Raw genomic sequence first — 20,953 nt, forward strand, 5'->3', positions numbered from 1 at the left:
CTTGCTGAGTAACTCAAGGAACAAGCCCGAGGTTTCATTAACGGGTAGTTAACTTAATCACCCAGAATCATGGATACAGAATGGTTTCTTGACCATCCTCCCATGCCGTTTATGAATGCTTTTCCAGGATTTTTGACCTGATTTTTCCCTGCCATTTCATTCATCTGAAGCAGAGTTTCATAAAGTATCACGCTTCCGCTCATATACGCAGGTTGTCCACGGTTCAGGCTTCCTCCTCCTGTGTTCAGGGGAAAATCGCCGTCAACTGAAATAGAATTTTTTTCCAGAAACGATCCGGATGTGCCAGGTGGAACTAAGCCTGTATTTTCTAGCTGAATCATTACAGTGATACTGAATGAGTCGTAAAGTTCATAGAAATCACACTTTTTGATATCATTCCTGAAAGCCGATGAACTTTCTGCAGCCGGTGTCACCGTTATGTCCATCATTTCTGGTGGCAGTGCTGACTGGTGCGCCTCACCATATTTGAGTATTCTGATTTCCCTTAATTTCCCTGAATTTTTTGATACAATAAAGGCGTGAAATCCGTCCACCGGATAAACAATTTCCAGGAGATGCAGTGGTGATGACACTATGGGTGAAATTAATACATCCTCAACTTTGATAGATCCTGAAAACATGGAATATCCAGATCTGTTTGCGTTTTCCCTCTGCTTTACTATGAGCATGGCTCTCTGTTCATCTGTTGAACCATATACTTTCTTATGCCGCTGTGCAAGCAAGGCATAATCTGATACAGGATTCATATTGTTATAGCCCGACAGCAGGGGCTTATAAGGAGTGTTTACTACCTCAGGATAGATGTTTTCCATAGAATCCACTGTCTGTTTTTTCTTCCTAACTTCCGATCCCTTTCCCCCAAATAGGAGGAGGATATTCTCTGCCATGCCTGCTTTTACAATGTTTTCTGCCCTCCAGAATGCAGATAGCACTGATGGACCTCCATATTCCAGTGAATCTATGTACCTTGGCTTTATTCCCAGATAATTGCATATCTGGTCAGGGAAAAAATGCATGTATATATTCCCATCGAATACCCCAGGAAGAAATGTTGTCATGAACCCATCAATATCCTTCCTTTCTAATCCAGCCATATAAAGAGCTTTATTGAATGCTTCATTCATTATCTCATATGCCGAACCTTCGTAATTTTTATATATGGCTTCTGAAAATCCCCTTATCACTGATAAACCACCTCCACAGACTGAATTTCCGACCTTTTAATCTTTCCTGATGCATTTAATGGCATATTCCTTACAAAAACAATACGAACAGGTACCTTATATCTGGCTAGTTCTTTTCTACATGTATCTTTTATATTTCCTCTGATCTCTTCATAGTTGCCCTCATCTCTAGAGAGTTTCACATATGCTACTGGAACTTCCCCCCTATATTCATCCTTTTCTCCTACTACTACAACATCTTCAACGGATTTTACGGTTCTTATGGTATTTTCAACTTCCGCAGGGACGACTTTATATCCTGACACATCAATGAGATCCTTCTTCCTGTCAATGATATATACATAGCTATCTTGGTCAACATAGCATATATCTCCAGTTTTCAGGCCGTATTTCCCAAAACTCTTCTTTGTGTCCTCTTGATTTCTGTAATATTTTCTAACAATCTGTGGCCCTGATACAATTAATTCACCATCCCTTCCCCTGACGATTCGCGTATAATACGCAGGTTTCCCGGCAGTTAGTGTACCATTGTATGTTAAAAGTGTACCATTGTATGGGTATTCCCAGAGAGTTACAGGCGAGGTACTTTCTGTAAGGCCATATGCCATGTATATCCATTTTCCTGTCATGGTTTTCCAGTCTATTTCTGTTTTCACGGGCATGGGCATTCCCCCTGCTGACCAGATCCTCATTGATGAGAGCCTTTTATCAATATTGGGTAGGCCTGACCATAAATTCAGCATGGCACGGTATGCTGTTGCAACAAACATTGTAATAGTGGTTTTAGAGGATTCAACAGTTTCCAACGTAATTTCTGGATTGAACCTGTATGTGAGAGCCATTGATGCCCCGGCCAGCATGGTAAGTGATATGCCGAATATAAGTCCGGTTATGTGAAAAAATGGGGCTATGCAGAGGTTTCTGTCATCTGGATTTACTGAAAACCACTCACGGTAAATGTAAGATGCGGCATATATATTCCCATGGGTTATTTCCGCTGCTTTCTGCCTGCCGGAAGTTCCTGATGTAAAAACAAACATTGCCGTGCTTTCTGCCTGGACATTGAAGTCATTGAACTGTTTTTTTGGCCAGAGATTTAATTCTTCATTTATTCTTCCTGAAAGGAATTGTGCAGCCATGTTTTCTGGGAGTTTTCCAAATGTTTCTGGATCTGTGTAGAAAATATGGAGATTCTGTATATTTGAAAGTCCGGCAAATTTATCACTGAATTCCCCACTGATTACCAGTATCCGTGCATTTATGAATTTTATTTTTCCCATGATTTCAGGTTCAGAATCCAGTGGGCTAAGTGGCACGAAGATACAGGAATTTTTCCAGGTAGCATATTGAACAATAGGAAACTGCGGTATATTTTCTGTTATGATTGCAACAGTATCGCCAGGATCACAGTACATGGAAATCTGCGCGGCCACTGCATTTGAATATTCATCAAACTCTCTAAATGTCATAACATTGTTAAAATATACAATAAATGGATTATCCATTCTGGAACCCTTAAGAACTTCTATCATGGACTTCAAAGTATCATTCCACCCCCGACCTCAAGTAGTATTCCACTAATGTAATCACTGTCTGGCTTCATAAGGAATGAAACCGCATTTGCAACATCCTCTGCAGTGCCAATACGCTTAATTGGTATTTTTTCAATAAATTTCTCCCTGATTTTTTCTGGCATCTGGTCAGTCATGGGAGTCTTTATGAATCCAGGCACAACAGCATTGCACGTGATGCCATATTTTCCAAGTTCTCTGGCAAGTGTTTTTGTGAATCCTATGACACCGGCCTTTGCAGATGAATAATTGGCCTGCCCCACATTACCATTCCAGCTTGCAGATGAAATATTCACTATTCTGCCAAATTTATTTTCTATCATAGAGTCAGTAAACTGCCTGGTGACATTAAACATACTGTAAAGATCTGTTTTGATCACGGCATCCCACTGTTCATAAGTCATATTTCTGAACAGTACATCCCTGTTTATTCCTGCATTGTTAACTATACCATATATTTCCCTTTTATCTATACCTGAAAAGGCATTTTCACAGGCTTCATAGCTGGAAACATCGCACTGGATACCCTCAGCATTTCCATATTCTGAGTTCAGTGTTTTGGCCGAATTTATTACTTTATTGTCATAATCGACCATAATTATTCCATATTTCTCTGATGCCAACCTCTCTGCTATTGAATGTCCTATCCCCCTGTTAGACCCGGTTACAATAATTTTCTTTGTCAATATATTACCTCTATTATTACATTAAATAGCAATATAATATAACATTTCTATTTTCAACAGACTTGTGTGCAACTGATAATTTGTAAAAGAAATTTATTATTTCAAACTTTTTGTTTGCCATATAAAAAGAATAATTACAGGTAATATTAATTTTCCTATTTACATGTCAGCCACCTCATCCCAGGGCATAGAGTTTCATGTTTCACAGACAGAACTTGCACTTACCTATGAACTTATATTAAATCCTTTGAGCGTGGAGGTGTTATCTCCATCAGGTTTAAATTCTCTGTGCTCCACTGGTACTTTTCTATAGGAGTAGAAGCCTTATTTAAGTACTTCTATTATTCCTCTTATTCATTATATAAGAGCAGTGTTTAAATATTATTTCCAGAAACTCATCGCCATATCAAACTCAGTGGTTTTATTGAGATCCTGTTGAATGCCAGTTATATATTCAATAGGTTGATTTTTCAGGGTCTTTTTCTATGTTTATATCAATATGTCTGATCTCTCTCCATGAAAAATTCTTTTTCATTTTCAAATTATTGTAATAATAATTTCCAGAAAAAAACAGATTACCCCTGTCATTATACTTTATTGAAGACACAGATAGGAATTTATACTCCCCATTATCTGTCAAAACATTAACAGTAAAATCATATAGAAATGCATAGGCAAGCGTTTTCTTTATATCTTCCATATCCATGCTTGACTGTCTGTCAGACTCTTCAAGCTTTCCCTCGCTAAATGATACTAAAGCTATTATCATTTCAGTCTAATTCATAATCAGGACATGTTATTTATATTTATTTTAAATGCAGATGCCCTCTATAAATTACACGCATTATAAATGTTCAAAGACCAAGTATTTTGAGCGGGAAGTCCTATTAAAAACAGCTCTTTTTTAACTGTGTATAATCGACACATCTAAATGTAATATTAAAGTCTATTTTCCAGGTATTTCATCTCCTCATCCTTAAGTAGCAAATCCGAAAATTTTACATTCTGCATAACATGTTCCCTGTTAGATGCCCTTGGTATGGGAAACGTATTCTGATGTTTGCTTACAAGATAGGCCAAAGCTATATTGGCATTCGGCACATCACCTACTGTTTTTCTGATATGGTCAAAATATTTGTTATATTGTGGCTGAGTGGCCTTTCCATGTCCCAGTGGAAAATATGCCATTACAGCTATGTGATTTTTTTCACAATAATCTATAATGCCTCTCTGGTTTTTCCTGTGAAAAATATTATAGTTTATCTGCACAGACGTAATTTCATATTTTGACAGTGCGTTCTGTGCACGTTTTATGAGGTTCAAATTAAAATTGCTCAGGCCTATGTATTTCATTTTTCCCACGTCTATCATCTTCTCCATGGTCCTAAGTGTTTTTTTGAGGTCTATTGTGGGATTTGGAAAATGAATCTGATACAAATCAACATAATTGGTATCAAGATTTTTCAGGCTACGGTCAAGAGCCTTTTCCACCGATTTTGGTGATAGATGTGTTGGAAAAACCTTCGTTGCCAGGAATAGTCCATCCCTTTTGTACTGTTTTATCACAGAACCAATTATTTTTTCTGACCTGTACAGCTCTGCAGTATCTATAAGGTTAATTCCATTGTCAATTCCTGATTTGATAGCATCAACCTTCTGTTCTTTGCCTGAGTATACGCCCAAATAGGTCTTGAATATCCATCTCACATCGTAGTAAGTCCCCATGCCTATAGCCGAAGTTTTGAATGAACTATTGCCGAACTCTCTGTACATCATTAAATTCATAATGTCAATCACCATTTAAATATATTATTGAAGAAATATGTTACAACCTCTTTTAATGGGATTTAACATATAAGCGGGAAGCCCCATGCGTTAGCTTGGGGAGGATGTCACATATATACAATAGGGAGAAAATATCTGACAAGCGGAAAACTTTGAGCAGAAAACTTATTCCCTAAAAAATAATATTAAATATGCTTTATTAATATATTATGGATTGCAATGAATCTTTATGAATATATGGGTAAGGAAATATTCAGGAAATATGGAATACCGGTACCCGATGGATATGTAATAGAAAATGTTGGCGAACTTAGAAAATTTGAATATCCGGTTGCTATTAAATCACAGATTCTTTCTGGAAAAAGGGGTAAGGCAGGTGGAATTAAATTTGCAAAGAATGGCAAAGAGCTGTCAGCGTATGCAGATCAATTACTCAATTCCACTATAAACAATCTTACAGTAAAGAAATTGCTTATAGAAAGGATGTTAAATATTAAAAAGGAGCTGTACCTGAGCATTACACTTGACCGTGCAACAAAACAGCCTGTAATAATACTGTCGGCAGATGGTGGCATGGAAATTGAAAGCGTTCCAGAAGAGAATATTCACAAAATTCACGTAGACCCCATGGTGGGTTATTCTGACTATATAGCCAGGGAGGCACTTTCCCATCTTCCCATAGAGAACAAGAAGCAGTTCAGCAACCTTCTTTCATCCCTTTACAAAGCCTTTGTGGAAGAAGATGCTTTGCTTACTGAGATAAATCCTCTCGTGATAGATGCAGATAATAATATAATTGCAGGGGATTCCAAGGTCATAATAGATGATAACGCGTTATACAGGCACAAGGATTATATGATAACAGATCCAGACAAAACGCCACTGGAAAACGAGGCTGCATCCAAGAGCTTTACATTTATAGAAATGGATGGGGACATAGGGGTTATAGCAAATGGTGCTGGATTAACCATGGCTACAATGGATTCATTGACTCTGCATAAATTGAAACCCAGAAATTTCCTGGATCTTGGTGGAACTGATAATATTGAGATAGTGGAAGATGCTTTCTCATTTGTTATGAGAGCAAGGCCCAAACTTATATTTGTAAATATATTTGGTGGTGTGACAAAGGCAGATACAGTGGCAAACGGGATTGTTTCATCAAAGGAGAAATTTGATATAAAGCAGCAAATTGTTGTGAGGCTCAGTGGCGTTCACGAAGATGAGGGACAGAAAATACTTTTAGAAAGCGGCATAAAAGCATTCACCAATATGACAGACGCAGTTAAGGAACTGTCAAGAATACAGGGGGTTGAATAAAATGGTTATAATAAATAAGGAAACAAGGGTAATAGTCCAGGGCATGACTGGTCATCAGGGTGCATTCCATTCAGGCGAAATGATAAAATTCGGAACCAATGTTGTGGCTGGAGTTTCTCCTGGAAAGGCAGGAACAAAGGTGAATGGCGTGGATATCTACAACAATGTTGCAGACACATTAAAACTTGAACCTGAAGCTTCAATGATTTCGGTACCCGCTCCCTTTGTGAAGGATGCAGCACTGGAGGCAATAGAAAATGGCATAAAATTAATATACATACTCACTGAACATGTGCCGGTACATGATACAATGGAGTTATACCATGAAGCAAGGAGAAAGGGAGTATTCATGATAGGGCCAAACAGTCCGGGGATAACAGTAGCAGGACAGGCAAAGATAGGAATCATGCCAAATAACATATTCCGCAAAGGGAATGTGGCTATAGCGTCCAGAAGTGGAACGCTTACCTATGAAATAGTAAAGGCAGTCACGGATGCAGGATTTGGTGAAAGTACAGTCATAGGGCTAGGCGGAGACCCAATAATTGGAACAACATTCTCTGACATAATAAAAATATTTAACGATGATCCAGAAACAAAGCAGATTGTCCTTGTGGGTGAAATTGGAGGAGGTGAAGAGGAGAAGGCTGCTGAATACATCAAAAAATATGTTAAGAAACCGGTTACAGGATACATAACAGGTATAAGCGCTCCCCCCGGGAAAAGAATGGGACATGCAGGTGCTATTATTGAAAAGGGGACCGGAACAGCAGAATCAAAGATAAAGGCATTCAAGGAGGCAGGCATTAAGGTTGCTAACTATCCTGATGATATACCATCACTTCTTCAAAAATAATAGCATTAAAAATGTTATATTTATATATTTTGCTTTAATTTCGTTTTATGAAACCTAATATTAACTTTGAAAAACTAAAGAATTATGTACTGGTAAATTCATCGTATAAACTTTATACAGAAGGAACTAATTTTGATCTTCATTTTATTCCCAATGCACCTGAAGCAGAGGCTCATTTTCCAGATGGTGAATCTGTAGAACATGTTATGTATGGGTATATCGATAATGACATTGCATACTTTACCAAGTTTGTAACAACATCAGCATTTGGGAAGACGGAAATAAACATTATAGATGATGATCCTGTCATGGAATGGTTAAAATACATATAAAATATTCAATTTTTATCCATTAAAATAATATTTTTGTACTAAAAAAATGAACTATTTAAAATCTTATACTTATAATCCGATGGTAAAGTTTTTAAATTAAATTAGGCTTATCATAACGATAAGAATGCAGGAAACTGATATCAATCTTCTTGTGGGAGGTCCACAAGGCGGAGGAATAGATAGTGCTGCAAATATGATTAGTATGGCATTTTCATTGGCCGGCTATAATATTTACGGAATAAGGGAATTCCATTCCAATATTAAAGGAAGACATAGCTACATACATTTTAGAATAATGCACGAGCGGCCTAAATCACTGAAATATCCAGTGGATATAATGGTAGCTTTAGACCCAGATACACTATTCGAGCATATGTTCGATGTGTCCAAGGGAGCAAAGGTTGTTTATGATTCAGCTTTTAACGGATTTAGCCTTAAAAATGCTAGAATGATCACATCTGATACAAGCGGAAGAATAGAGGATGAACTTTTATCAATGAATCTTACCCTAGACATTCCGGGAGTTCTTGAATACTTCAAGAAAACGGGAATAGATGTAATAGCTATACCTTTTGACAAACTGATCAACGAAAATGTGCACAATGGACCGGCAAACCGTTATTATAACACACTCGGGGCGGGGGTCACTCTGGCATTGCTTGGTCTGGATGAGGACCATGCAGATGAGGGTATAAAGTTTGCCTTCAAGAAAAAGCCAGCTGTAATAGAATCAAATATTCAGGTAATAAAAGCAGCATACGATTACGTTGCAGGTTCTTCAATAAAAACGGAAACATTGCCAACATATCCGGCAACCGCAAGAATGCTTCTGACAGGCAATGACGCAACAGCCATTGGCAAATTAATGGGCGGTCTTAGGTTTCAGACCTATTATCCAATAACGCCAGCAAGTGATGAAAGCACACTACTGGAAAGCCATGAAGAAATGAAGTTCCTGGAATCTGCCGGAAAAGATCTGAAGAAAGCAGGGCTTGTGGTAGTACAGTGTGAGGATGAACTTTCTGCAATAAACATGGCAAACGGTGCAGCTCTTACAGGAACCAGAAGTGCTACTGCAACATCCGGTCCAGGATTCTCACTTATGGCAGAGGGAATAGGCTATGCAGGAATGACTGAAATACCGGTGGTAATAACATTCTACCAGAGAGGAGGCCCATCAACAGGATTGCCCACAAGGAACGGGCAGGCAGATCTGATGTTCGCACTCAACACAGGTCATGGTGAATTCCCTAAGATAGTTATGTCCTCAGGAGATATGGAAGAGTGCATATATGACGGTATGAAATCATTGAATTATGCACAGAGATATCAGATGCCGGTAATCCACCTCATAGACAAAACCCTGGCCAACACAATGGATATGGTTCCGGGAATAGATATCAAAAAGGTAAAGATTATAAAATATAATGAAAACACGAATCATGAGAACTTTAAGAGATACTCACTAAATACCAAGGATGGAATATCCCCATACGGTGTGTTCGGAAAAGATATATTCTGGATGACAGGTGATGAACATAATGAACTTGGCCATGTTACCGAAGACACAGCGATGAGAGACAGGATGATGGAGAAGAGAATGCAGAAACTGGTTACAGCAGACAATGAGATTCCCTTAGAAGATAAGGTAGTCCTCTATGGTTCTGAAAATGCAGATATAACATATGTTACATGGGGAAGCCAGAAAAGCCTCTTACTTGATACCATTGATGAGCTAAAGAAAGATGGAATATCGGCAAATCTGCTTTATCTCAGGATGTTTGAGCCTTTCCCATCGGAATATGTGGAAAAAGTCCTGAAAAATTCTCATCTGATAATAGATGTTGAGAGCAACATGACTGCACAGGCAGCTAAGGTAATAAGAATGAACACAGGCATAAAAATAGAGAATTTCATATTGAAATATAATGGAAGGCATATGACCCTTGATGAGGTCCTCAGGTCAACCAGGAATATAATGGAAAAGAAACCCGCCCTGGAAGTACTCCAGGAGGGGTCATAAGGTGATAAAAATGCAAAAAAGCGTAACAGACAAGAGCAATTACAATTTCAGGAACAATTTAACAATAGACTGGTGCCCGGGTTGCGGAGATTTTGGAATAGTAAGTGCCGTAACACAGGCATTATCAGCCATGAAGATGGATCCAGAAAATGTGGTTGCTGTATCAGGAATAGGATGTTCAGGAAAGACTCCGCACTATCTTAACATAGCCGGAATACATACACTCCACGGAAGGGCTATACCCTATGCGGTGGGAGTAAAACTTGCAAACCCCAATCTAAACGTTCTTGTGATGGGTGGTGATGGAGACATGCTAAGCATTGGAGCCGGGCATTTCGTTGGAGAGGGAAGAAGGAACTCTGGAATTAACATAATATTATACAATAATTCAGTCTATGGTCTTACAAAGGGGCAGGCAGCACCCACCCTTCCTCTTGGAGAAAAAACTAAAAGCCTTCCGCGTCCAAACATAATGGGTAAAATAAATCCCATAACACTGGCTATGGCGGCGGGTTACTCATTTGTTGCCAGAGGATTCTCATCCGAAATTAAGCAACTTTCAGAAATGATACAGAGAGCAATAAAACACCAGGGCTCTGCAGTAATAGAGGTTCTTCAACCATGCCCTACATACAACGATGTAAATACCCTCGATTGGTACAGGCAACGTGTGTACAAACTGGAGGATAATAAGGACTGGAATCCGGTTGTTAACACTCAGGAAGAGGATGAAGCAAAATTCGATAAGGGATACAGAAAATCCTTAGAATGGGGAGATCACATACCAATAGGAATATTCTATGAAAACAATACCATACCCAGTTACACAAAGAGACTTTCTGGAATAGTTCCAGACTACCTGAAGTACCCTCCTGCCTTGCAGGATGTATCCGACAAGGATGGATATACAATTGTAGACCCAATAAAAACGTTCTCAGAAAAGGATATTGAATAAAATATTCTTTTATTTATTTTTTAAATTAATATATTACTGTGAAATAAATTTTAGAATTTTTCCCGGCAACCAGAACCCTTTATTTTTTCACAAAATATCCATTTTTTAAATTCCATTATAGAGGATAATTCTTCATGGGTCTGTACATTAACTCCAATTTAATTACCATTATACATTACAACGATTTCATGTGAAACGGGTGGAACTTCACAGATTTTTACAGGGTATAATTGATTTATACATCATTATCATATATGTAAAAAATTAGAGATAAATTTACTATTTGCTTTTGTTGTTTTTCTTTTGCATGGCGGTAAGATATTGTTCAAGGTAAGCAAGATCCTTATCTACAGTATTTTCATTTTCCTTTAACCATAGAAGCCCACCTGCAGAATCTACAACGGTACCCGAGAATTTCATATCCCCCACAAGCTGCTTCCAGTTAAAAGGTATTTTTGATATTACAGAAAGATACATGGCATTGTTTAATTTTCTAATATGAAGCTTTCCATAGAATAGATCTTTATTTTTGTAAGAAATTTCTGTGGCAAATGGGGTTGCCCCGGGCCTTGGAGGTACCTCGGCTTCTCCAGTTATCTCCATTCCCTTTAAAAGATCCTTATAATTCATGATATACCCCTCGCTTTCAGATATTCTGTAGACATTTTGGCAAGCCCAAGCTCCTTGGGAGAATAGCCAAATGAAAGCCCTATAAGCTGGGTTATGTAAAGGGCAGGAAGATTCCAGTCCTGCTTAAACTGTTTCTGTATCTTTGTCTGGGTTACATCTAGCTGGAGATGGCAGAGTGAGCATGGATGAACAAGCATTTCTGATCCATTGTCTTTCGCACTACTTAATATATTATTGGCCATTTTCAGGGCAACGGTAGGATTAGATCCCATTAATGGGAATCCACAGCATGCAGATTTCATTGGGAAAGCAATAGGTGTTGCACCGGTTGCAGCAACAAGATCCATTACACTATGGGGGTTAAAAGCAGATTCGAAACCCATGACATTCGAAGGCCTTAGAAGCTGGCATCCATAATATGTGCCCACCTTTATATCCTTGAGTGGTCTTTTTACATGTTTTTTGATATTTTCAATGCCCACGTCCCGTATAAGAACCCATATAAAATGCTCAGACTCAACGCCATTGTCATATTCCTCCATATTCGCACTCTGCAATCTCTGGTCTACATCCTCTTTAAGTACTGGATCATTCTCATATTTATCTACTGCCATTTTGTGAGAGTGCAGGCAGACACTGCATGGCGTTGCCATTTTATCATAACCCATCTTCTCTACTTTTTCTAAATTTCTGAGATTCAGCGAAGTATGCACTGGCTCACTTTTATCATCCATGATTCCTCCACCACAGCAGTTCCAGTCATCTACTTCCATAAGTTCGAGGTCAAGATCCTTTGCTATCAGCTGTGTTGCAATATCCACATCTTTTGCTATTCCGTGGGAAGCGCATCCCGGATAATATGCTACTTTCATTTTTTTTCACCCATCAATTTTTTTATTTCTTCCATATTTTTAACATTGCTATCCTTTTCAAATGCATATTTAAATTTGCCCGATTTAAACATATTCACTGCATCCTTCATGGCCTCACCGAAGCCAAAGGTTTTAAGATAAAGTGACGATTCTTTGATTTTTCCTGTAGTTTCAATAAGATCTTCTACTGCATCATCATGTTTTCTTGCCATAACTGTTACAGGAGTATCTCCCTTGTAATCATCCAGATAATTTCTAGTTTTCTTAATGGCTATAACCGGCTGGACATCCTGTGGGCATACTTCATAACACATATAGCAGGAAGTACACCTGAATGCACTGTCCATTAGGAGGTCAAGGCGTTCTTGCTTTTTCGTATCCCTGTCATCATCAACAAACCTGAATCCCTTTGCATGGGCTGCAGGACCCAGAAATTTTTCATCCTCTTTAACCGAAGGACATGCTGAAACACAGAGTCCACAGTAAATGCATTCCTGGAATTTCCATACCTCTGTCTGGTCTTCAGGAGTCATTCTCTGTTCACCTTCACCAGATACTATGGAATCATCTGGAATAAGCCTGGGCATTACCTGGTAAATTTTATCGTAAAATACATCTATATCGGTTATGAGGTCTCTGACACCGGGATAATAATCCATGCTTTCAACGTTGAGTTCATTCTTCTCATCTGCTGACTGCAATGCCATTGTTCTGCAGGCAAGTGAAGGTACGCCGTTAATTTTCATTGAACAGCTCCCGCATACAGCCATATGGCAGGAAGCACGGTATGCCAGGGAAGGGTCCTGTTCGGATTTTATCCTTCTCAGCACCTCTGTCATCTGTGTATATTTATCCACACTCAGTTTGTAGGACTTCCAGAATGCACCGTCTTTCTCGTTATATTTCTTTATATTCACGGTAATTTCTTTTTCTTCCATTTAATACACCCTCGCTTCAGGTTTCCACCTTGTATATATAACTGGCTTGTAGGAGATTTTTATCTCGTCCCCGGCAAGGTAGGTTACAGTGTGCTTCATCCAGTTCTTGTCGTCCCTCTCCGGGAAATCATCCCTGAAATGGGCACCCCTCGTTTCCGTTCTATTCAATGCAGCGGTAGCCATGGCATATGCTACATCGATCATATTTCTTGTTTCCAGAGCATTAAACAGTTCAGTGTTATAATTTGTAGTTTTATCTGATACATACATTGATCTAGACCGTACTCTGAGATCCTTTATTTTTGATATTGCCTCTGCAAGCTTGTCGTTGTCTCTAAAGATCCCGACATTATCCCACATTATATCTCTGAGTTCCTCAGTTAGAATGCCGAAGTGTTCTCCGCTTTCCCTTTTTATGTATGCATAGGCATTATCAATTATTGGTTCCACATTGCTATTTGATTCGACATTTTTATGGGATTTAAGGAATTCTACCATGGCATTGCCCGTTTCTCTTCCATATACCACAGTTTCTAAAAGTGAATTGGATCCAAGCCTGTTTGCGCCGTGTACAGAAACACAGGCGGCTTCTCCAGCTGCGAATATTCCATTCAGGTCATGGTTAGTTCCAGTGATATCAACGTCGATTCCTCCCATAAAGTAATGTTGGGCTGGCCGTACAGGTATCATTTCCTCTGAAGCGTCTACACCGGAGAAATTTTTTGCAGCGTCATAAGCCAGAGCCAGTCTTTCCAGTATGTATTTCTTGCCTAAATGCCTGAGATCAAGACCAAGGTATCCACCTTCAAATCCTCTTCCTTCCCTAATTTCAATTGCCATTGACCTCGAAACAATATCCCTTGGAGCAAGATCAAATTTGTGCGGTGCATAACGTGCCATAAAACGCTCGCCTTTGTTGTTTTTAAGTATGGCACCTTCAGCCCTTGCAGCTTCACTTATCAATATATCGGATGGATACAACCCTGTTGGATGGAACTGTACAAATTCAGGATCTTTTAGAGCAACTCCGGATCTCAATGCTATTCCATGGCCATCTCCAGTGTTGATATAGCTGTTTGTTGTATGTTTGTACATCATTCCTATTCCGCCGGATGCTATAAGAAGCGCTCTTGATTTCAGGTATATGGGATCAAGTGTTTTCATCTCCATAGCAACCATGCCATTTACATTGTTACCTTCTTTAACTATATCAAGAACATAATATTCATTGTAAAAATCTATATTCTTGAATCCTGTAGAATGTTCAAACAGTGTATGCAATAAAGCCATTCCGGTTTTATCTGCTATAAATCTTGTTCTTGGATATGTCTGCCCTCCAAAATACCTCAATGCTATTCGGCCATCAGGTTGCCTGTTGAAGGGAGCTCCCCAGGCATCGAGGAGATTTACTATTTCTCCAGATTTTTTTGACAGTAATTCCGCGGCATCCTGGTCGACCAGATAGTCCCCACCCTTGACCTCATCGTAGGACATGAAATCAGGGTCATCATTTGGATCTGAATTTCCCACGACATAGGCCGCTATTCCTCCTTCAGCTGCTGCCGAATGGGAACGCGTTGGAAAAACCTTAGAAACCACAGCCACAGAAAAACCTGAAGCTGCAACTATATTGGCTGCCATCAATCCTGCTAGCCCTCCTCCTAAAATAACTGCATCATATTCTTTTTTTTCCATGAAATTATCACCAGTATATATTTTTTATGGATTGTTATAATGAAATAAAATATAATATTTTTGTTTGCTACTGAATTATCAGTGAGATGCGAAATAGTCATCAGCAAGTTTATTGTTCTTGTTGACAGAGTCTACACTTTTCATCCATTCCTTTGCATCCTCTTCACCGAATTTCAGGTCATATATTTCCTCAACACCATTTTTCCCAATTTTTATGGGAACTCCAATAAAGGCATTGCTAATTTTATAATTCTTTGCATGTTTTCCAGTAAGGTATGCTGCGCATGGAATTACTCTGTGTTCATCGCTTATAATCGATTCAACCATAACTGAAATCGATATTGATGGCGCATAGAATGCAGTTCCTGTTTTATAATAATTCAATATTTCACCACCACCAAATCTGGTTCTTTTTATGATCTCCTGGATTTTTTCCTCACTTAGAAGTTCCGATATGGGTATTCCGGATACACTAGAATAGTGTATAAATGGAACCATATCATCACCATGCCCTCCAATTACAAAGGCATTCACATCTCTTACAGAAACATTAAGGGCCTCTGCAAGGAAAGTCCTGAATCTGGAACTGTCCAGTGACCCACCGAGCCCTATAATTCTCTCAGGGCTTATCCCTGAAGACTTCTGAAGTGCATAGGCCATAATATCTGCTGGGTTGGTTACCGCTACAATTATAGACTCTGGAGAATATTTCTTTATTTGTTCGCCAACATCCTTCATTATTCCTATATTCTTTACTAGAAGGTCATCCCTGCTCATTCCTGGTTTCCTTGCGAGTCCGGCAGTGACGACTATTACATCTGATCCCTTGAGGTTTGCATATTCTTTTGGGTCCTGAGTGCAGAATCCCTGCAATTTGCAGTCAAAGCCGAAATGGGGAGCTCCTTCCTGAATATCCAGTGCCTTTCCCTGTGCCACGCCATCAACTATATCAAAAATATTGATATCCGCAATGTCCTTTATGGCCAGAACTTGAGCCACACTTGCACCAACTGCTCCTGCGCCGATAATAGAAATCTTTTTGTCCATAGCATAGTATAACCATTAAAATTAAATATTTTTGTATTAGGCCGAAAGTATTCATTTATTTCAATAAATGCACCGGGAAAATGTATATACATAATTATTATATGGATATATTATGGTAGATTTAAAGAAAATGAAATTCGGCGACGAGTTATTGAAACGTGGATTTGCAAAAATGACCAAGGGCGGAGTCGTAATGGACGTTACGAACGCTGAGCAGGCAAAGATAGCAGAAAAGGCAGGAGCAGTATCTGTTATGGCACTGGAGAGAGTTCCATCCGATATACGTGCCCAGGGTGGCGTTGCAAGAATGTCAGATCCACTTAAGGTAAAGGAGATAATAGAATCAGTATCAATACCTGTAATGGCAAAGGTAAGAATAGGCCATTTAAGTGAGGCATCTATACTGGAATCACTTGGTGTGGATATGCTGGATGAAAGTGAGGTCTTAACACCTGCAGATCCATTCTACCATTTAAATAAAAAGCTGTATAAAGTTCCTGTCGTATGTGGTGCCAGAACCTTCCCGGAGGCTGTGAGGAGAATATTCGAGGGGGCAGCCATGATAAGAACCAAGGGCGAAGCAGGAACAGGAAACATAATTGAGGCTGTAAGACACATAAGGACTGTTAATGATGGAATATACATACTTAATTCTCTGACATCCGATGAAATCTATGAAGTTGCAGAAAAAATATCTGAGAGCTATATTACTCTTAGAAAATTAACTGCCTCCGATTTATATGGGCCGGAGAAGGAAATGCCATATAATAATGTATATTACGGAATGGATTTCAGGCAGATATCAAATGAGATATTCAAAGTTTTAAAGGAAGTAAAACACATTAAAAGATTGCCCCTGGTAAATTTCGCCGCAGGTGGAATCGCAACACCTGCTGATGCAGCACTCATGATGAAAATGGGAATGGATGGGGTCTTTGTTGGAAGTGGAATATTCAAATCCCAGAATCCTCAGAGGATGGCAGAGGCAATAGTGGATGCAACAGAAAATTATGAGGACTATAAATTGCTTGCCGATGTTTCCTCCGGGCTTGAGGGTATGCATGGACTCGATATTTCAGAGATAGAAAAACTGCAGAACAGATAAATTATTTTGATAGTTTATGAAAATAGGGATATTAAATATACAGGGCGATGTATCTGAACATTTCCAGATGATAAGAAAATTACCAGAGAAATACCATGCTGTTCCGGTAAATGTCAAAAATGTTCAGGATTTGGAAGGATTATCCGGTCTTATCATACCTGGGGGAGAGAGTACTGTCATATATATGCTACTTAAAAAATTCGGTATGTATGATAAAATCATAGAAATGGCACATAATGGGTTACATATTATGGGTACATGCGCCGGGGCCATACTTGTGTCCAGGGATACAGGAGATACAAGAGTCAAAGGCATGAACCTCATAGACATATCCATAAAAAGAAACGCATATGGGCGTCAGATAAACTCCTTCATAGATGAAATAGACATATCCGGCATTGGAAAATTTGCTGCTGTATTTATAAGGGCTCCTGAAATAGAATCCATCGGAAATTCCCAGTTGCTTGCCTCACTTGATGGAAAACCAGTTTTTGTGAAGGAAGGGAATATAATAGCTATGACTTTCCATCCTGAATTGACCGGCAATAAAAAAATACACGAATTTTTTGTTTCTGGAATATAGTTAATTATTTTTAATATCTTCATCATTTATACCAACCTAAAATTATATGGGATTGTTAAATACAGGAATAATGGAGAAACAGAGGGTTTAAAACCTGATTAAGGCAAATATACTCATCGGTTTCATCACTGTTATAGAAGTTATTTATGCAATTTCCAATTTCAAGTTTTATCTTGCCCATGCACTATTGATTGACATAATTTCCATGGCACCTGGTATGTCATTTGCGGCTACCATGTTCCTGTGGGTGATAGGCATAACAAAGAATTAATACGGTTAAGGAATTTGCTCCCATGCAGGATAAAATTGAAAACAATATAATAATATCTAAATTTGATGCAGATGAGGATGTATTGTCAGGTCTAAATATACTGGTTGATAAATACAAAATCAGAGCAGGTTTTATCGATATGGGTATAGGAATGGTAAAAAACCTTAAAATCGGATACTGGAATTTCGATAAATATGAGGAACTGTTCATAGAGGAAAGGTCAGAACTTGTGGCATTTCACGGTTCAATTGCCGATGATAAAAACAGATTCCATATTCACATTGGGGTAGCAAGAAAGGATCATGGGCTTTATGGCGGGCACTTCTTTTCTGGCACCGCAGACCCGCTTATGGAAATCAAAATCACAAAGTTTGACCATGCAGAGTTCACAAGGAAATACAATCCCGTATCCACATTGAATGAACTTGAGATTCATTGATTAAATTATTATAAGGTCATGAATGAACATCAATGAAATATTCCTGAGTATACAGGGTGAAGGACTTTACACCGGAGAAAAGATGGTATTCATACGTACAGAATACTGTAACTTACGGTGTTCGTGGTGCGACACAAAATATTCTTTCTATGAAGGTAGGGAAATGTCTATAGACGAAATAACAGCTTCAGTAGAAAGACTTAACAGCGAACATAGGGCAAATTGGATTTGCCTTACCGGGGGAGAACCTTTGCTGCAAAGGGATGTTAGCAATCTTGTAAGCAGTCTTTCAAAATCTTACAGTATATTGCTGGAAACATCAGGAAGCATAGATATAAAACGCTTTCTTCCTAACTATGCAAATGTAAGAAAGGATGTAGATTTTAAACTTCCATCCTCCGGGATGTACAGAAAATTCAATGACAGGAACATTTCATATATGGAAAAGGGTGATTATATTAAGTTCGTTGTGAAGGATATAAAGGATTTCTCGGTTGCATTAGATGAAATTAGGAAGATTGATCCTGAAATACAGATAGTGATTCAGCCCGTTTATGGTACAGATCCAAAATGGCTTGCAGATGAATTTATAGCGCGGGCTACCGTCAAATGCCCGATTGATGCTTCAGGAACACAAATATATATATGGTGATATTAGGGGTGTATAAATGGAAAAGAATAGTGAAAATACATTGCAGGAAAGCATAAAGACGCTGGTATACAATCTACATGATGAGTATGGGTGGTTTAACGATGAGGAGTTAAAAAATACCCCGAAGCGTATTGAAAATTTTTACAGGGAATGGTATGGCACAAGGAATTTTACATTCACAAAATTTAAGGTTTCGGGGCATGAAAGCATGGTAATCATGAAGAACATATCTTTTTATTCCATGTGCTCGCATCACCTTCTTCCATTTTTTGGGACAATAAATGTAGCTTACCTGCCAAAACCCTCGGGATACATAGCCGGAGTCAGCAAACTGGTTAGGGCTGTGAACAAAATTGCCAGTAAACCTCAGCTTCAGGAAAGTATGACTTCCGAAATAGTGGATCTGCTTTACGATAACCTGAATCCTCTTTTTGTGATGGTAACTGCAAAAGGTCAGCATATGTGCATGATGATGCGCGGTGTAAAACAGGAAAGCGCAACAATGGTTACCTCATCAGTTAAATACAGCGGCATAGTTAGAACTGAGCTGGAATCACTTAAAAATGAAGCATTAAAGATGATGGGTGAGTAATATGTACAGGATTGAGGTAATAGGATCACTTAAGGGACTAACATGGAGTTCGGGACATTACGTACCGGACAACGAAAAATGCAAGAATTTCCATGGGCATGATTATTCCATTGACGTTATAATAGATTCAGAAGAGGTGGAAAAAAGTGGCATGGCAATAGACTTCACTATAGTCAAAAAATCAATAAAACCGGTGATTGAAGGCATGGACCATAAGTTTATGGTACCAGAAACTGATATTAGACAGAACAGTAACCCGAATTTTATAGACATCTATGTAGAGGACAATTACAGGGGGACAATGTCAAAAAACGATATTTTTGTCTTTCCATATCCTACTGACACTGCAGAGTTCATAGCAAAATATTGTTATAAAGAAATATTCGGCAGGCTACTCCGCATTATGCACCAGTTCAAATTGAGAGTAATAATCCATGAAGGTCCAGGAAACACGGCAGCGTACTGGGAAAAATAATTTATTGTTTGTCTGATAGATTTTTCTCCCTTATAATTTCGGCAACAATGCTTAATGCAATTTCATTTATGGTTATAGCATTTATATCAACGCCAGCAGGGCATTTTATCAGTGATGTATCAAGTTCCGGGTCATTCTTCTTAACCTGCTCCAAATCCTTGTTGAATCTGTTTTTGCTTGAAACTATGGAAAGATATCTCGGCTTTTCCTTCAGAAAATGCGATATAAACCGTATTTCATTTTCAGTTTTTGTTAACAGAACAACGTAGTCATCTGAGTGGTTTTCAGACAGTAGCCTTTTTACTTCCTCATCTCTGTTTATATTTATCACAAGGGGATTCATATCTATATATGGAATAAGCCCTTCCAGGCACCAAGGAGTTTGTCTTCATTTGATTCAACGAGCATTACAATATTCCTTCGGTGTACATACGGCTCTATGAAAAGCTCTATCATTCCTCCGCAGGTGGTGTTCATGGAATAGTCTGAGGTTCTGTTGTCCTTGTCCAGGGCAATTTTCAGATATTTTGTTTCCTTATTTTTTATTGAAATTTCTGATTCTTTCAATACAACATTGTCCAGAGACGGACTTCCCAGCGTTCCGTAAACAATTTTTCCATTTACCGCCAGAATTTTAAACCCCGGCTTTGCTATTGATGAACCGGAAGTTTTTATTACTGTGGCCAATGCGTAATCATTTTTCTTTTCCTGGAAGTCCAGTTGCAGAGGTATTATATTATCATACATGAATGTTAAAATGCCAACTTGTTTAAAACTCTTTTTACATAGTGAGTTTATAGTTGATTTACGTAAATAAATGTACATTATGTATGCATTTGATCAACAATTACATAAAAAATATACAATCAAACAATTAATTCAATATTAATAGGTATATATCCGGACAATATATTAATTTTT

23 protein-coding genes are annotated in these 20,953 nt (G+C 38.5%); 11 read left to right on the forward strand and 12 right to left on the reverse strand.

Translation table 11 applies throughout. The features are described 5' to 3' along the window. Nucleotides 1-53: 53 nt before the first annotated feature. From AMDU4_RS02565 to AMDU4_RS02585, 5 genes are all read right to left on the reverse strand, one after another. Nucleotides 54-1,205, reverse strand: coding sequence for a thiolase family protein (locus tag AMDU4_RS02565; protein WP_021786421.1), 1,152 nt, complete (start codon nt 1,203-1,205; stop codon nt 54-56). Then, nucleotides 1,202-2,737, reverse strand: a complete 1,536-nt coding sequence (locus tag AMDU4_RS02570; RefSeq protein ID WP_290704005.1) for a class I adenylate-forming enzyme family protein — start codon at nt 2,735-2,737, stop codon at nt 1,202-1,204. The genes AMDU4_RS02565 and AMDU4_RS02570 overlap by 4 nt, the downstream gene beginning before the upstream one ends. Before the next feature lie 5 nt (nt 2,738-2,742). Then, nucleotides 2,743-3,462, reverse strand: coding sequence for a 3-oxoacyl-ACP reductase FabG (gene fabG, locus AMDU4_RS02575; protein WP_021786423.1), 720 nt, complete (start codon nt 3,460-3,462; stop codon nt 2,743-2,745). 454 nt (nt 3,463-3,916) lie between these two features. Next, on the reverse strand, nt 3,917-4,231 hold the full coding sequence (locus AMDU4_RS02580; protein ID WP_021786424.1) for a hypothetical protein: 315 nt from the start codon (nt 4,229-4,231) through the stop codon (nt 3,917-3,919). A 170-nt stretch (nt 4,232-4,401) separates the two neighbouring features. Beyond that, nucleotides 4,402-5,238 carry an aldo/keto reductase gene (locus AMDU4_RS02585; RefSeq protein ID WP_290703978.1) on the reverse strand — a complete coding sequence of 279 codons (837 nt, stop codon included), beginning with the start codon at nt 5,236-5,238 and terminating at the stop codon, nt 4,402-4,404. Nucleotides 5,239-5,466: 228 nt separating this feature from the next. On the opposite strand from AMDU4_RS02585, the gene sucC reads away from it, so the two are divergent. The 5 genes from sucC (at nt 5,467) to AMDU4_RS02610 (ending at nt 10,733) form a co-directional block, all read left to right on the forward strand. Continuing rightward, nucleotides 5,467-6,567, forward strand: coding sequence for an ADP-forming succinate--CoA ligase subunit beta (gene sucC / locus AMDU4_RS02590; protein WP_021786426.1), 1,101 nt, complete (start codon nt 5,467-5,469; stop codon nt 6,565-6,567). Between the two features lies 1 nt (nt 6,568). Further along, entirely contained in the window at nt 6,569-7,423 is an 855-nt protein-coding gene (gene sucD / locus AMDU4_RS02595; protein ID WP_021786427.1) for a succinate--CoA ligase subunit alpha, read from the forward strand. A 47-nt stretch (nt 7,424-7,470) separates the two neighbouring features. After that, nucleotides 7,471-7,755: a hypothetical protein gene (locus AMDU4_RS02600; protein WP_021786428.1), complete on the forward strand. Its 285-nt coding sequence runs from the start codon at nt 7,471-7,473 to the stop codon at nt 7,753-7,755. 124 nt (nt 7,756-7,879) lie between these two features. Beyond that, complete coding sequence (locus AMDU4_RS02605; protein ID WP_021786429.1) at nt 7,880-9,778, forward strand: 2-oxoacid:ferredoxin oxidoreductase subunit alpha; 1,899 nt, start codon at nt 7,880-7,882, stop codon at nt 9,776-9,778. Nucleotides 9,779-9,788: 10 nt separating this feature from the next. Next, nucleotides 9,789-10,733, forward strand: a complete 945-nt coding sequence (locus AMDU4_RS02610; RefSeq protein WP_021786430.1) for a 2-oxoacid:ferredoxin oxidoreductase subunit beta — start codon at nt 9,789-9,791, stop codon at nt 10,731-10,733. 279 nt (nt 10,734-11,012) lie between these two features. Here the strand turns inward: AMDU4_RS02610 and AMDU4_RS02615 are convergent, their stop codons facing one another. From AMDU4_RS02615 to mdh, 5 genes are all read right to left on the reverse strand, one after another. Continuing rightward, nucleotides 11,013-11,363 carry a hypothetical protein gene (locus tag AMDU4_RS02615; protein WP_021786431.1) on the reverse strand — a complete coding sequence of 117 codons (351 nt, stop codon included), beginning with the start codon at nt 11,361-11,363 and terminating at the stop codon, nt 11,013-11,015. Next, a complete protein-coding gene (locus AMDU4_RS02620; RefSeq protein WP_021786432.1) occupies nt 11,360-12,235 on the reverse strand; it encodes a CoB--CoM heterodisulfide reductase iron-sulfur subunit B family protein in 876 nt (291 codons plus the stop codon). Before AMDU4_RS02620 ends, AMDU4_RS02615 begins: the two co-directional genes overlap by 4 nt. Continuing rightward, nucleotides 12,232-13,173 carry a succinate dehydrogenase/fumarate reductase iron-sulfur subunit gene (locus tag AMDU4_RS02625; RefSeq protein ID WP_021786433.1) on the reverse strand — a complete coding sequence of 314 codons (942 nt, stop codon included), beginning with the start codon at nt 13,171-13,173 and terminating at the stop codon, nt 12,232-12,234. Before AMDU4_RS02625 ends, AMDU4_RS02620 begins: the two co-directional genes overlap by 4 nt. Beyond that, nucleotides 13,174-14,868 carry a succinate dehydrogenase flavoprotein subunit gene (locus tag AMDU4_RS02630; protein WP_021786434.1) on the reverse strand — a complete coding sequence of 565 codons (1,695 nt, stop codon included), beginning with the start codon at nt 14,866-14,868 and terminating at the stop codon, nt 13,174-13,176. It abuts the gene before it with no gap. 78 nt (nt 14,869-14,946) lie between these two features. After that, on the reverse strand, nt 14,947-15,915 hold the full coding sequence (gene mdh / locus AMDU4_RS02635) for a malate dehydrogenase (RefSeq protein WP_021786435.1): 969 nt from the start codon (nt 15,913-15,915) through the stop codon (nt 14,947-14,949). 112 nt (nt 15,916-16,027) lie between these two features. Here mdh and pdxS point away from each other — a divergent pair, with 112 nt between their 5' ends. From pdxS to AMDU4_RS02665, 6 genes are all read left to right on the forward strand, one after another. Beyond that, a complete protein-coding gene (gene pdxS, locus AMDU4_RS02640) occupies nt 16,028-17,020 on the forward strand; it encodes a pyridoxal 5'-phosphate synthase lyase subunit PdxS (protein ID WP_021786436.1) in 993 nt (330 codons plus the stop codon). 16 nt (nt 17,021-17,036) lie between these two features. Next, on the forward strand, nt 17,037-17,603 hold the full coding sequence (pdxT, locus tag AMDU4_RS02645) for a pyridoxal 5'-phosphate synthase glutaminase subunit PdxT (protein WP_021786437.1): 567 nt from the start codon (nt 17,037-17,039) through the stop codon (nt 17,601-17,603). A gap of 293 nt (nt 17,604-17,896) precedes the next feature. Beyond that, nucleotides 17,897-18,313: a PPC domain-containing DNA-binding protein gene (locus AMDU4_RS02650; protein ID WP_021786438.1), complete on the forward strand. Its 417-nt coding sequence runs from the start codon at nt 17,897-17,899 to the stop codon at nt 18,311-18,313. 82 nt (nt 18,314-18,395) lie between these two features. Beyond that, the gene (locus tag AMDU4_RS02655; protein ID WP_342765599.1) at nt 18,396-18,965 is read left to right on the forward strand and encodes a radical SAM protein; all 570 of its coding nucleotides are present in this window, start codon (nt 18,396-18,398) and stop codon (nt 18,963-18,965) included. Between the two features lie 16 nt (nt 18,966-18,981). Then, complete coding sequence (folE, locus tag AMDU4_RS02660; RefSeq protein WP_021786440.1) at nt 18,982-19,557, forward strand: GTP cyclohydrolase I; 576 nt, start codon at nt 18,982-18,984, stop codon at nt 19,555-19,557. Between the two features lies 1 nt (nt 19,558). Next, entirely contained in the window at nt 19,559-20,032 is a 474-nt protein-coding gene (locus AMDU4_RS02665) for a 6-carboxytetrahydropterin synthase (protein WP_021786441.1), read from the forward strand. A 1-nt stretch (nt 20,033) separates the two neighbouring features. Here AMDU4_RS02665 and AMDU4_RS02670 read toward each other — a convergent pair whose 3' ends face one another. Further along, the gene (locus tag AMDU4_RS02670; protein WP_021786442.1) at nt 20,034-20,375 is read right to left on the reverse strand and encodes an XdhC family protein; all 342 of its coding nucleotides are present in this window, start codon (nt 20,373-20,375) and stop codon (nt 20,034-20,036) included. A 2-nt stretch (nt 20,376-20,377) separates the two neighbouring features. Then, nucleotides 20,378-20,779 carry an XdhC family protein gene (locus tag AMDU4_RS02675; RefSeq protein WP_290703982.1) on the reverse strand — a complete coding sequence of 134 codons (402 nt, stop codon included), beginning with the start codon at nt 20,777-20,779 and terminating at the stop codon, nt 20,378-20,380. Between the last annotated feature and the right edge of the window lie 174 nt (nt 20,780-20,953).

It is taken from the genome of Ferroplasma sp. Type II (assembly GCF_000496155.1).